Below are 13,244 nucleotides of genomic sequence, written 5' to 3' on the forward strand. Positions count from 1 at the left end.
TTGCTCCTTAGGCACGTCGTACCTGTTCCCACAGTTTGTTCAGCCGTTTTGCAGATACAGGCTGCAATGTTCCCAGATTCTGAGCGAATAACGAAATCCGATATTCTTCCAGCATCCAGCGAAATGCTTCAAGATTGGGATCTACGATCCCCAGTTTTTCATGAGCCGACTTTCGTTCCGCGTATTGCATCCAGTACGCCTGCAGCTCCTGACTGGCAGCCATTTCCTTGCCAAGATGATTCTGAAAACGCTCCAGCCTTAGCTCAATGCCACGCATGTACAGACTCATGCGTCTCAGATAATGTAAAGGCGTTGCAGACACGAACCCTTTGTATACTAGTTTTTCAAGCTGCTGCTTAACATCCGAAAGTATCAGAGCCCAGGCCAGATTGACCTTTCCCTGTAGGAACTTTGCTACCCGGTTTCGACTTTCCAATATGGCAGCCACCAGCTCCGCCAGCTCATTGGCAGCTGCCACAACTTGATTTCGCCCTGCATCAAGTCCTAGTTCAAAGGCCTCTCGTGTACGCGGCCAATCCTTATCGTGCAGAAATACCTGTTCAAACGCAGCATTAATAACATCATCCACCAACTCTTCCTTACGTCCTACCGCCACGAAGAACAAAGCCGATTGATTCAGTTTAGGCATATTTTTCTGTAGATACTTAACTTGCTGAGCCAAACGAAGCCGGTAGAGTCGCAACAATCCCAAACGCATGGATGCTCTGGCCAGATCAGGATGATCAAAAACTTTCACTTCAAGATGATCGCCAGCATCCTGCCAGGCAGGATAACCTTTCAACTTTATTCCTGCCTGCTCCAGCGTAATCTCCTCTGGCAACGAGACATCCTCTGGCCAGTCAGTCAACCCCGTTCGCTCTAGCTCAGCCAAGGGCATGCGCGCCAATTGCTGCTGTACCTGCCCGGCAAACTGCTCACATAAGGCTTCAAGGTCACGCCCCATACCAAGATCTTTCCCCTTGGCATCCAGCACACGCAGGTTAAATAAATGATGAGCTTCAAGTGCATCTAACTGCCAGTCCTCGGCAGGCACGAGCACACCCGTCATGCGGCGTAGCTGTAGTGTTATCGCTTCGAGCAAGCTACCATCAGCAGAAGACATCGATGCCAGCATGGCATCAACAAAGTCAGGGATGGGCACGAAATTACGTCGCAACTGCTTAGGCAGCCCCTTCAGCAAGGCAATACATTTATCGCGCAACATTCCTGGCACAAGCCACTGCAAGCGCTCTGCGGGTAACTGCCGCAGCAGTGCCACTGGCACGTCCAGCGTGACGCCATCGAGCTTATGCCCCGGATCAAAATGGTAACTCAGCGGAAGCTCCATGCCCTGCCAGCGAAAAACATCAGGATATTGAGCCTCAGTTACACCTTCGGCCTGATGCCTCATCAGATAGGCTTTGGTTAAAAACAGTGCTTTAGGATCGCGCTGCTCAACACGTTTACGCCAACTCTCAAACGACGTGCCCCCAACGACCTGTTGCCCGCCCAGTTCATCCAGCTTCTCGCGATAGAACGCGTACAGCGTTTCTTCATCGACCAGAATGTCGCGACGGCGTGACTTCGCCTCTAATGTTTCTACCTCGTCAAGCAGCTCCCGGTTATGGCTAAAGAAAGGTGCTCGCGTATCGTAGTCGCCATTCACCAGTGCCTCGCGAACGAACAGGGTCTGGCTAACCTCACTATCTACCGTGCCAAAACTGACCCTGCGTTTGGGGACAATAATCAATCCAAACAAAGTTCGCTGCTGATAGGCAACTACCTCTGCCCGTTTACGTTCCCAGTGTGGTTCAAGATAAGCATCCTTGAGTAAGCCTTCTGCTAGCGGCTCTACCCACTCGGGCTCAATTCGGGCTGCACAACGACCGTACAGACGGCTGGTTTCCACCAGCTCGGCAACAACAACCCAACGAGGCTTTTTCTTGAAGAGTGCAGAGCCGGGGAAAATCATAAAGCGACGATTGCGGGTGCCGTGGTAATCCCCCTCGTCCGCTTTCTGGCCGATATTCCCCAACAGCCCGGTCAGCAATGATTGATGGACCGCTTCGTAGCTTGCCGGATCCGCGTTGAGAGCCAGCCCCATCTCCTTGATCAGCAAATACAGCTGGCGATGCACATCACGCCATTCCCGCATGCGCAAATAGTTGAGGAACTGCTTGCGACAATACTGGCGCAACTGATTCTGGCTTAACTCCTGACGCTGCTCTTCATAGCCCTGCCATAACTGCACATAACTGAGGAAATCCGAGTCATCATGCTGCCACTGCCGGTGTCTTTCATCAGCAGCCTGCTGCTTCTCAGTCGGACGCTCGCGAGGATCCTGCACCGTCAAGGCACTCACAATGATCAGCACTTCGCTCAGGGAGTTACGCTCAGCTGCCGCAAGAATCATGCGCCCTAATTGTGGATCGATAGGCAGTCTGGCCAGTTGCCGCCCCAGAGCCGACAATTCACGGGTGTTATCTACCGCCCCCAGCTCTTGCAACAGGCGGAAGCCATCATTCACAAAGCGGCTGTCGGGCCGCTCAAGGAAGGGGAACGCTTCGATATCACCGAGCTTGAGAGACAACATCTGCAGAATGACGGACGCCAGATTGGTCCTCAGAATTTCTGCATCGGTAAACAGGGGCCGCGAAATAAAATCCTCTTCGCTATACAGTCTGATACAGACGCCGGGGCCAAGACGCCCACAACGCCCTTTTCGCTGATTGGCGCTCGCCTGGGAAATGGGCTCAATCGGCAGGCGTTGTACTTTAGATCGATAGCTATAACGACTGATGCGCGCGACACCGGTATCAATCACATAGCGAATACCCGGCACTGTTAACGAGGTTTCAGCCACGTTAGTGGAAAGGACAATACGCCTGCCACGCCCCGAAGGATGAAATATTTTTTGCTGTTCCGCGTTAGAGAGACGCGCATAGAGAGGCAGTACTTCAGTGTCACGCAGATTAGCCTTGCGCAGCACTTCAGCCGCTTCGCGTATTTCTCGCTCCCCACTGAGAAATACCAGCACATCACCTAGCGGCAAGCGTTGCTGACGCTCGTACTCCGCCAGCTCTCCCACCGCCTCCAATACACCTTCGTATTGCGTCAGATCACGATCACCGGCCTCTTCATCATCGTCAGACCAGCCCACCAGCGGACGGTAACGCACTTCGACCGGGTAAGTTCGACCAGAGACTTCAAGCACAGGGCAATTATCAAAGTGCTGGGAAAAGCGTTGCAAATCGATGGTTGCGGAGGTGATGATGATTTTCAGGTCAGGGCGCTTCGGCAGAATTCTGCGCAGGTAACCAAGCAGGAAGTCGATATTGAGACTCCGCTCATGTGCCTCATCGATAATCAGCGTATCGTATTGTTCCAACAGTGGATCATGCTGAGTCTCTGCCAGCAGTATGCCATCGGTCATGAGTTTGATACGGGTGCTGGCGACCGACTCATCGGTGAAGCGAACCTGATACCCCACCATCTCACCAAGCGGCACGGACAGTTCTTCTGCCACTCGCGCAGCCACTGCACGCGCGGCCAACCGTCTTGGCTGAGTGTGGCCGATGCGACCACGGGCACCACGACCCAACTCAAGACACAGCTTGGGCAACTGGGTGGTTTTACCTGAGCCCGTTTCGCCTGCAATGACGACTACCTGATGACCATCAATCAATCTCAGTATTTCGTCACGCTTCTGGCAAATAGGTAGTTGCTCGTCGTAGTTGAAAACTACGCGTTGTTCCAGGCGGGAAGCGACGGTAGCCGCAGAATTATCAGCCAACGTCTCGAAGCGTCCTAGCAGCTTGTCAAACGGCCGCTGCTCTTTCTGAGCTTTGCGAATAGCACCCAATATTCGTCGCAATTGACGCGCATCAGCTAGCGTACAATGTGCGAGACGGTCGTACAGCTCATTAAATGATAGGTTTTCCACTGCAGATCTGTATCCTAACCTGTCGATTTGGGCTGGGCATTATAGGCGAGAGCCTACGGCTATGCAGCTTTAGGCTCCGAGCGCAAATTAAAGAACCCGCTACTCAGCCCAATCCCACTCCATTTCTTCCACTGTGGCCATGTCGTTGTGTAACAGACAGGCCTGGCGCAGTACCCCAAGAGCAATTGCCGCTCCACTACCCTCGCCCAGGCGAATATTGAGATTGAGTAAAGGTCTGGCCGCCATCGCAGCAAGAAGGGGCTCGTGTGCTGGTTCGGCAGAGACATGACTGAAGATTAGCCATTGTCTGACAGCGGGCTGAGTGCGGACGGCCAGCAAGGCAGCTGCACTACCCACCACACCATCTACCATGGCAGGAAGACCTAACTGAGCACAACGGATAAAGCCTCCGACTTGAGCCGCTATTTCCAATCCACCCAGACTTTGCAGCACTTTCAACGGGGGAGTGGCAGATGTTATCTGATGGTACCTGAGCGCCTCAGCGACACGGGCCACCTTCAACGCCAGCACATCCTCATCCAGTCCGCTGCCGGCACCACAAACCTGCTCAGCTTTCAAACCCAGACAGGCAGCGGTCAGGGCTGCTGCCGAAGACGTTGCGCCACTACCGATGTCCCCCGCCAACCACAAACGACAGCCGGACTCCCATGCAGCATCCACGCGATCTCGGCCAATCGCCATTGCCTTGAAGCATTCATCTTCCTGCATTGCCACCTGATCAACGAAACTGGCCGTACCCTGCCTGACAACTCGATTCAACACACCCTGCATAGGCTCAAGCTGACCACGCGCCCCGACGTTTACCAGCTCAAATCGAGCCCCCTGCGTCCGAGCAAGGATGCTGATCGCCGCACCACCACGTGAAAATATGCGGATACGCTCTCTGGTAAGCTTCTCATGGGAGGAAGAAATACCCTCATCAATGACACCGTGATCGGCCGCAAAGACAGTGATATGAACAGGATCGATTGCAGGCCTGGCTGTGGACTGCATTGCCGCCAGCAACACTGCCACTTTTTCAAGCTCTCCCAGGCTTCCCAGGGGCTTGGCCAGGCAGGCCTGCCGCGCCTCAGCCTGTTGCCTGAAGATCTGCTTGAGAGATTTGCTCGCCTGCTCAAACCAGTAATCAGTCACTTTCGCTCCTCTGGCCTTGGGGCCGACATCTTTTGTGAAGGTGGTATAAAAAGTGTTCAAGGTTATAAGTAATGCCATTTAGGGAGTCCAGCGATTAATCCACTTGCCCCTTGACCATGACAAGCCCTATTCCTACCATCTGCGGCATGCTTACCAAGGACGCCAGCCGATGAATGCACTGCTCTGCAGCTTAGGAGTATCCAAGCGCCTCATACAATGGGGGGCAGGAGTTGCAGCTGGCATGGTGTTTTCAGTATCGGCACAGGCACAGTTTCAAGAGATCATCCCTGATCAAGCAATATTACAGGACGTACTGCAACGTCATCTGCACCTGGACATTCGCTTCACTCATCCGATGGACATGGGCCCGGTGCTACCTATGGATTACCCGGAGGAAGTCGGCGTTATTGCCAATGGTCGTCGAACCATACTGACGGACAAGTTACAGACAAATACGGAAGACGGAGCGCAAACTTTCGGCCTGGACTATGAAGTCAAAGCACCGGGTGATCATATCTTTTATATAGTGCCGGCCCCTTACTGGGATCCGTCCGAACAGAAAATGATCAGCCAGTATGCAAAGGTCATTGTAGACGCCTACGGTGCCGGTAATGGCTGGGACGTACTGGTCGGCATGCCGATGGAGATTCAGCCCCTGAGCCGCCCTTACGCACTATGGGCTGGCAATGTATTTCAAGGCGTCGTCCTGCGTCATGGAGAGCCAGTCCCCTATGCTGAACTGTCGGTAGCCTACCACAACGATGGTAGCGTAATTCCGCCTGCAGATTCTTATTCAGAACAAATCATCAGGGCAGACATCAACGGCACATTCACCTATGGTATACCGAAGGCAGGCTGGTGGGGGTTTGCCGCCGCTGCCATGGCCAACGACCCCCTTAAAAATCCAGAGGGTGAAGCCGTTAACCACGAAGAAACTGGCGTGATCTGGGTTCACGCGCTCGACATTCACAAGGCCCATTGATCAAACCTATGCGCAAACTGTTTTCCAAGCTGCCCTCCCTTTGCCTTCTGGGCATACTGTGCTCGTTCAGCAGCTCAGTATTTGCGCACAAATTAAAGCTGTTCCTCTCCGTTGAGGGCCGTTATGTTTCCGGGCAAACCTACTTCATAAATGACGGCCCCGCTCCTGGCACCACTATCAAACTACTGGATGCACAAAACAGAACCATTACCCAGATCCTGTCTGACGCGGATGGCTATTTTCGCCTGCCACTTCCTGAACGAGGCGAAGTGATGGTTGAAGCCGATGCAGGGGCTGGACATTCCGATCATGTACATCTCACGCCACAACCGGCTGTCAGCCAGACAGCCGCCATTGATGATGATATGAGCCCCTCACAGCGACTGGACTTTGGCATCATCCAACATCAGCTCGACAACCTGCACGAACAGCTGCAACAGCATGATCAGCGTACCCGTCTGTTCGATATCTTTGGTGGCCTGGGCTACATTCTGGCGATCTTGTTTGGCTTACTGCTCTGGCGCCATCACAACCGCCGATAGTCCATACAGGCATATTGCATTTCTAGTTTGATGACCTACACTGCGCGGATGCTGTCTGGTACCTCCCATCGTCTGCTCTGCCGTAGAAACGACATCATCCACTGTTAAAAAAGCACTCCCCCACTATGGTGTTGAGGAAACAGACCATGACTCAGAGCAATACGCTGGGATGGTATGAATGGGTTTCGTTACCCGAACTCGGACTGCCTGCGATTAAAGCGAAGGTGGACACCGGGGCACGCACTTCCTGCCTGCACACCTACAGGGTAGAGCCATTTAATCGTGATGGAGAACCCTGGATTCGGTTCCATGTTCATCCCTTACAGCACAACAGTGACACTTCTATCTGCTGCGAAGCCAAGGTCAAGGAGCAGCGTCAGGTAAGGGATTCTGGAGGGCATACCACATTAAGGTATGTCATCGAGACAACCATTAGCCTCGGTACGCTGCTTCATCAGGTTGAAATCACCCTGACGGCACGCGATGACATGCAATTCCGCATGCTGCTTGGGCGTACATCCATACCCAGGGGCTGCGTGGTGGACCCACATCGTTCACGACTGATGTCTGGCAAACCTGCCAGCAAAAAGAAATCCAAGAAGGCCGAATCATGAAGATTGCCATCCTTTCCCGTAACCCGGGACTTTACTCTACCAAACGCCTTCTGGAAGCTGCCGAGCAACGTGGACACGAAGCGCGTGTGATCGATACCCTCCGTTGTTATATGAACATCTCCAGCAATGCACCCAGCATTCACTATATGGGTGAAGATCTGAATGACTATGATGCAGTAATTCCACGTATCGGAGCATCAGTGACGTTTTATGGCACTGCGGTACTTCGCCAGTTTGAAATGATGGGCGTCTATCCTCTCAACGAGTCTGTTGGCATTTCTCGCTCTCGCGACAAACTTCGCTCACTTCAACTGTTGTCACGCAAAGGCGTTGGCCTGCCTGTAACCGGCTTTGCCCATTCTCCCGATGACATCCCTGACCTGATCGACATGGTCGGTGGCGCTCCCCTTGTCATCAAGCTACTTGAGGGCACTCAGGGCATAGGAGTAGTGCTTGCAGAAACCCGTAAGGCCGCAGAAAGTGTCATCGAAGCTTTTATGGGGCTGGATGCCAACATTATGGTGCAGGAATTCATCAAGGAAGCCGGAGGGGCAGATATCCGCTGTTTCGTAGTGGGTGGACGAGTTGTGGCAGCCATGAAACGTCAAGCTCAGCCTGGCGAGTTCCGCTCCAATCTTCACCGAGGCGGTTCTGCTTCTCTTGTTCGGTTGACCAGAGAGGAACGCGAGACGGCAGTAAATGCGGCACGCATCATGGGATTGAATGTGTGTGGCGTTGATATTCTTCGAGCAGAAAGAGGCCCGTTGGTTATGGAGGTCAACTCCTCACCCGGCCTGCAAGGAATAGAAGCAGCCACGGGCAAAGATGTTGCGGCAATGATCATTGAGTTTATTGAAAAACAAGCCAAGCCCAATCGCACTCGCACCAGAGGCCGCGGTTGAGATTCCTTTCCAAAAGTGAAACTAAAATTCCAGCTAACAATATCCTGCCTGACCTGATGGTCAGGCAGGATTGAACAGATTGGCCTTATGCCTGGTTCTCAACCTTGTCTGAAGAAGCAAATGCCACCGCAGGTTCAGTGAATCCACCCTCAATGTGGATAGTTCGCTGCGGGAAGGGAATTTCAATATTTTCCTCATCAAACAGCGTTTTAATACGCTCATTGAGTGCAAAATAGACATCCCAATAGTCGCTACTTTTTACCCATGGACGCACCACAAAGTTCACAGAGTTATCTGCCAGAGCGGCGACGCCAATCACAGGAGCGGGCGCAGGCAGAATACGGCTCTCTTCAGCCAAAATACGCTCCAGAACCTTACGGACATGGGCCAGATTCGAGCTGTACCCCACCCCCACTGTCATATCGATACGACGCTCGGTTTTGGTTGAGAAGTTAGTAAGCGTATTCTGCAGCAAGTTGGAGTTTGGCATCACCACATGCTGGTTATTTGATGTCTTGAGCTCGGTATACAGCAGGCCTATATGCTCAACTGTCCCCGCAGTACCCGCACAATCGATAAAATCACCAATGCGGAAAGGGCGAAAAGCGGTTAACAAGATACCTGCGGCGATATTAGACAAGGAGTCCTTCAGTGCTAGGCCTACAGCCAAACCTGCAGCACCCACGACAGCTATCAAAGACGTTGTTTGAATACCCAGCTGTGTCAGTGTGATAATAACGGTCAAAATGACCAGCACGGCATGAGTCAGTGTGCGCACAAAAGAGGCCAAAGTGGGGTCCATCTGCGCTTTGACTAACAAACCCAATACGACACTGCTAATTCTTCTGCTCAGCCACCACCCAAGAATAAAGACTAATAAGGCGGAAATTAGTCTGGGCCCCCAGGTCAGGATAATTGTCTCCACATATTGACTATCGAATGCAAAATTTTCCATATTTACTCCTGAATTGATATTGGATTGTCACATCCAATCAATGACACCATTGGAGTATAATCGACTTTTTTGATCGATTCAGAGGAAAACTGTTGTGCTACAAGTATTTGCCGGTCTTTGGGGCATTGCAGGGGTTTCACTGTTGCTGCTGTCGGCAATAGGTCGTCTGTTGCCTCTGAGTCTGTCTGCCTTTGACATGCCACTGTCCTGGCAGCATTGGATAACCTTTTGGTTTTTTCTAATCTTCATGCTTTACAACGAAGGCTATCGTGGCTTTCAAAAAGCGTTCTCTCCGCGCACCGCAGCACGTGCACGCTATCTCAGTCGATCAGCTACTCCAGCACAAGCCATTTTTGCTCCCTTTTTCTGCATGGGTTATTTCCACACTACGCGAAAAAGACAGATCATCTCGATCAGCATTACCTGCACCGTTATTCTCCTGATTATTCTGTTCCATTTTCTGCCCCAGCCTTGGCGTGGCATCTTGGATGGAGGCGTTGTTGCTGGTCTAATATGGGGCATACTTTCTTTTTGGCACTGCTGCTGGAATGCATGGTTTAATGTGGATTTTTCTCATTCTGCTGAATTACCACAGCATTCCTGATAGAAAAATAAAAAAGGACCTATTGGTCCTTTTTATTTATAAAAGCATTATTAAATGCAGAATACTATTCCACACCTAAGCCGGGCTTTTCGAGATGTATTTGCATATCCAACAAATCGGCAACTTTCTTTAATAGAATTTGATTTTCAAATGGCTTCGACAAAATATCATCTGCTCCCTGCTGAATAGCATCCTGCAACTGATTCTCGCTGAGTGCTGAAACCACCAGCACTTTAACCCCTCGCCAACGCTCATCCTGACGCAAAAAATCCAGGACACCAAACCCATTAAGCCCTGGCATTTGCAAATCCAACGTGATTAGCGAAGGATTGAACTCAGCCAGCTGCGTCCCAGCCTGAAAGCTGTCATGTACAACCCGTGTCTCAAAACCTGCACGTCGTAACACCCTTTCAATGGCACTTGCCATAGCTGGTTGATCTTCAATGATCAAGATTCGCCGGCTCAAGTCCTGAAATTCTGCAGGAACAGGCATATCATGCTCACGCAGAAAGGCGACAAAATGGTCAATACTGATCCTGTTGTCTCCCCTGCCTGGCAGCTTGAACGCTTTCAACTGGCCTCGCTCGATCCATCTGATGACTGTGCGAAAATTCACACCACAGTATTTAGCGACTTCGCCTGTGGTAAGGGCTTTTTTCACGTGACAACCTCTTCTTCTTAAACTATTACGATCAGGGAGCCATCTGATACTCCACTGACAACAGGCAGTTATGTATATCCCTGACCTTCGAGAAAACCTTCAAACTCCTCTACCGGCATTGGCCTTCCCTGCAAATATCCCTGAGTCATATCGCAACCTGCTTCAGCCAGGAATTGCCACTGGGGCTGTGTTTCAACGCCTTCCGCCACGACTTTCAGACCTAAACTCTTAGCCAATGCCAAAATGGCGCAGATAATTGCGCGATCTTCGTTATCGTTTTCGATATCACGAACAAAAGCTCTATCGATTTTCAGTGTTTGAATTGGTAGACGTTTGAGATACGCCATGGATGAATAGCCAGTTCCAAAATCATCAATGGCCAGTCCGACACCCAAATCACGTAAAGCAAACAGCTGGTAAAGCGCCTCATCCACATCCAACATCAGTGTGCTCTCAGTCAACTCTAGTTCCAGCATCTCTGCAGGAACATCGAATCTCTTAAGCAACTCACTTACTTTATCTACCAGAGACGCATCCATCAGCTGTCTGGCAGACAGATTGACGGCGATAGGGATAGTCCACCCCATCAATCGCCAGTCCGCGATTTGTCGACAAGCCTCCTCAAGCACCCAATAACCCAAGTTAACAATCATGCCAGTCTCTTCTGCGACTGGAATAAACTCCATAGGTGAAATCATTCCCTCCTCACCCAAAGGAAACCAACGGATGAGAGCCTCAACGCCGGCTAACTGACATGGACTAGACGTATCCATTTTGGGCTGATAAAACAACTTCAACTCATTACGGGGAATGGCCTGCCGCAGCTTGTTAGCAATTTGCAAGCGTCCCTGAGGATGCTCCCCCATAGAGTTTTCATAACAGAGAATACGATTCTTCCCCAGCGCCTTGGCACGAAAACGTGCCATATCGGCGTGTTTAAATAACTCATCAGCGTCTCTGGCTTGATTAGGAAAAAGAGCAACACCTAATGTAGCGCTGGGGTAGATTTGTTTGCCGTTTATATCAAAGCATTCTGTGCAGATGGTATGCAGCTCTCGGGCGACTGACAGAGCCTCAGCTTCAGAAGGGACATCAGGTATCAAAACAGCAAATTCGTCCGCTTCCAATCGGGCAATCTCACCGCGTTGACCTAGCTGCTTCTTCAACTTTCTCGCTACAGCAATCAAGAGCGCATCGCCAGTGGCATGCCCCCATGACTCGTTCACCAGCTTAAAGTTATCCATATCCAGCAGTATCAGTCCAAGCTGACGAGAAGCTTCAGCCTGCTTCATTAATCGATTGAGATTATCGACGAAATGCTGGCGGTTGGGTAAATCAGTCAATACATCAAGGTAGGCCAATTGATTAAGCTTACGCTCAGCCAGCCGCTGCTCTGTAATATCACTGAAAAACAGGACAAAGTGAGTGACCTCTCCCTGCTCCCCCAGAACGGATGAGATATCCATTTGGCTAATATACATCTCGCCATTTTTATTCCGATCTAACACCTCTCCACGCCAGTGTCCCTGAGTAAACAACTGGGTCAACATTGACTGATAGAACGGTTGACCATGCCAGCCAGAGCCTAGCATTCGTGGTTTACGGCCAATGATCTCGGCCTGCTCGTAGCCACAGATATCCGTACAAGCCTGGTTGGTATTCAGGATATTAAAATGCCGATCTGTAATGATGATGCCCTGAGCAGCATGTTCCAGTACATGCGCCGCTATTTGCACTCTATTTTCCAGAACCCGGGAAGAAGTAACATCCTCCAGCACGCCAACCCAGCGTTTATGCCCATCATCACTCAGGCAAATAGCGCGCAGGGAAAAGTGATACGCCTGCTGATCCAACGTAAGAGGAAATGACAAATTTGACTGCTTTGCCGTCGAGCTTGACTGCATCAATCCGCGCAGAAACTCTTGTTCTGATTCTGGGAGAGCAGTAATCCAGTCTGCGGAGCGTAGCCAATATAATGAACTATCCACGCCTAGTAATCTTTTCAGCTCAGGCGACAGCCACCAACCCTCCTCACTACGATATTCCCAGACATAACCGCCCATGAGCTGCATTGCCTGTCGTAGCCGACTCCATTCAGCTTCTATTCTGGAAAAGCCACGCGATGATCCATCCTCAGAAAGATGGCCGATACGCTCTATCAAACTAGTGAGCGTTGGAAACCACTGTTTATCCCAAGATGAATTCATCATATCCAGCGTAGCCATACATCCCAGACTGTTATCGCCAACTTAGTTTTGCCATTACCTGACCTTATCAGTCCGGTAGCACTGCACAATCACTCAGCAATCATTTCAGAAACAACAAATTAATCACATCTTCTCATTTCGCTGTACAGACCGCCAGTAGCGAAAGGCGCTCATACTAGTCTCCGTAATGGGACCCATTAGCTCAGTTGAGATATTTGCTACGGGTATGAACCATGCTTCCTCTACTTCTTCAGGCTGAAGGCATAGCTCTCCATCCCACATACAGGAGTAGACTCGACCCCAGACCTGATAGTCATCACCCTCATCAAAGAACATGCCGTGATCAGTTAGAACAGCCTTAACACCCAGCTCCTCTTCCAGCTCCCGCTGTGCTGCATCCCTCCACTCTTCATCAGCAGCGACAACACCGCCAGCAGACAACTCTAGCCAGCCCGGTCGAAAATCCTTGCGCATAGTACGACGATGTACACATATCTCACCGGCACTGTTAAAGACCAACACATATACAGCGCGATGACATAATCCTTCCGCACGCATTCGTGCACGAGAGACACTGCCTATGACGGTATTCTCGCGGTCAACCCACATAATCAGCTCATCACTCATCTATATCCCTCTCAAACGAGATGTACGACTCACAACATGATGAACATTCGTT

General features: G+C 51.0%; 11 protein-coding genes. 5 read left to right on the forward strand and 6 right to left on the reverse strand.

Annotated elements, in window-relative coordinates; all coding sequences use genetic code 11:
• Positions 1-7 precede the first annotated feature (7 nt).
• The gene (hrpA, locus tag WH50_RS07415; RefSeq protein WP_110186741.1) at positions 8-3,943 is read right to left on the reverse strand and encodes an ATP-dependent RNA helicase HrpA; all 3,936 of its coding nucleotides are present in this window, start codon (positions 3,941-3,943) and stop codon (positions 8-10) included.
• 99 nt (positions 3,944-4,042) lie between these two features.
• The gene (gene cobT / locus WH50_RS07420) at positions 4,043-5,176 is read right to left on the reverse strand and encodes a nicotinate-nucleotide--dimethylbenzimidazole phosphoribosyltransferase (RefSeq protein WP_110186742.1); all 1,134 of its coding nucleotides are present in this window, start codon (positions 5,174-5,176) and stop codon (positions 4,043-4,045) included.
• Between the two features lie 91 nt (positions 5,177-5,267).
• Here cobT and WH50_RS07425 point away from each other — a divergent pair, with 91 nt between their 5' ends.
• The 4 genes from WH50_RS07425 (at position 5,268) to rimK (ending at position 8,138) form a co-directional block, all read left to right on the forward strand.
• On the forward strand, positions 5,268-6,080 hold the full coding sequence (locus WH50_RS07425) for a DUF4198 domain-containing protein (RefSeq protein ID WP_207780220.1): 813 nt from the start codon (positions 5,268-5,270) through the stop codon (positions 6,078-6,080).
• Positions 6,081-6,088: 8 nt separating this feature from the next.
• Positions 6,089-6,622 (forward strand): carboxypeptidase-like regulatory domain-containing protein, encoded by a 534-nt coding sequence (locus WH50_RS07430; RefSeq protein WP_110186744.1) that lies wholly within the window; start codon positions 6,089-6,091, stop codon positions 6,620-6,622.
• Between the two features lie 146 nt (positions 6,623-6,768).
• Complete coding sequence (locus tag WH50_RS07435; RefSeq protein ID WP_104152366.1) at positions 6,769-7,236, forward strand: ATP-dependent zinc protease family protein; 468 nt, start codon at positions 6,769-6,771, stop codon at positions 7,234-7,236.
• Positions 7,233-8,138, forward strand: a complete 906-nt coding sequence (rimK, locus tag WH50_RS07440; RefSeq protein WP_104152176.1) for a 30S ribosomal protein S6--L-glutamate ligase — start codon at positions 7,233-7,235, stop codon at positions 8,136-8,138. Before WH50_RS07435 ends, rimK begins: the two co-directional genes overlap by 4 nt.
• An 85-nt stretch (positions 8,139-8,223) precedes the next feature.
• Here rimK and WH50_RS07445 read toward each other — a convergent pair whose 3' ends face one another.
• Positions 8,224-9,093 (reverse strand): mechanosensitive ion channel family protein, encoded by an 870-nt coding sequence (locus tag WH50_RS07445; protein WP_110186745.1) that lies wholly within the window; start codon positions 9,091-9,093, stop codon positions 8,224-8,226.
• Between the two features lie 94 nt (positions 9,094-9,187).
• Here WH50_RS07445 and WH50_RS07450 point away from each other — a divergent pair, with 94 nt between their 5' ends.
• Positions 9,188-9,697, forward strand: a complete 510-nt coding sequence (locus WH50_RS07450; RefSeq protein WP_110186746.1) for a hypothetical protein — start codon at positions 9,188-9,190, stop codon at positions 9,695-9,697.
• A 64-nt stretch (positions 9,698-9,761) separates the two neighbouring features.
• On the opposite strand, the gene WH50_RS07455 is transcribed toward WH50_RS07450, so the two are convergent.
• The 3 genes from WH50_RS07455 to yfcD all read right to left on the reverse strand — a co-directional run bounded on the left by WH50_RS07455 (position 9,762) and on the right by yfcD (position 13,192).
• Positions 9,762-10,358, reverse strand: coding sequence for a response regulator (locus WH50_RS07455; protein ID WP_110186747.1), 597 nt, complete (start codon positions 10,356-10,358; stop codon positions 9,762-9,764).
• A gap of 68 nt (positions 10,359-10,426) precedes the next feature.
• Complete coding sequence (locus tag WH50_RS07460) at positions 10,427-12,583, reverse strand: putative bifunctional diguanylate cyclase/phosphodiesterase (RefSeq protein WP_110186748.1); 2,157 nt, start codon at positions 12,581-12,583, stop codon at positions 10,427-10,429.
• A 105-nt stretch (positions 12,584-12,688) separates the two neighbouring features.
• Positions 12,689-13,192, reverse strand: coding sequence for an NUDIX hydrolase YfcD (gene yfcD / locus WH50_RS07465; RefSeq protein WP_110186749.1), 504 nt, complete (start codon positions 13,190-13,192; stop codon positions 12,689-12,691).
• Positions 13,193-13,244 lie beyond the last annotated feature (52 nt).

Origin of the sequence: Pokkaliibacter plantistimulans, assembly GCF_003194385.1 — a bacterium.
Classification (GTDB): Bacteria; Pseudomonadota; Gammaproteobacteria; order Pseudomonadales; family Balneatricaceae; genus Pokkaliibacter; species Pokkaliibacter plantistimulans.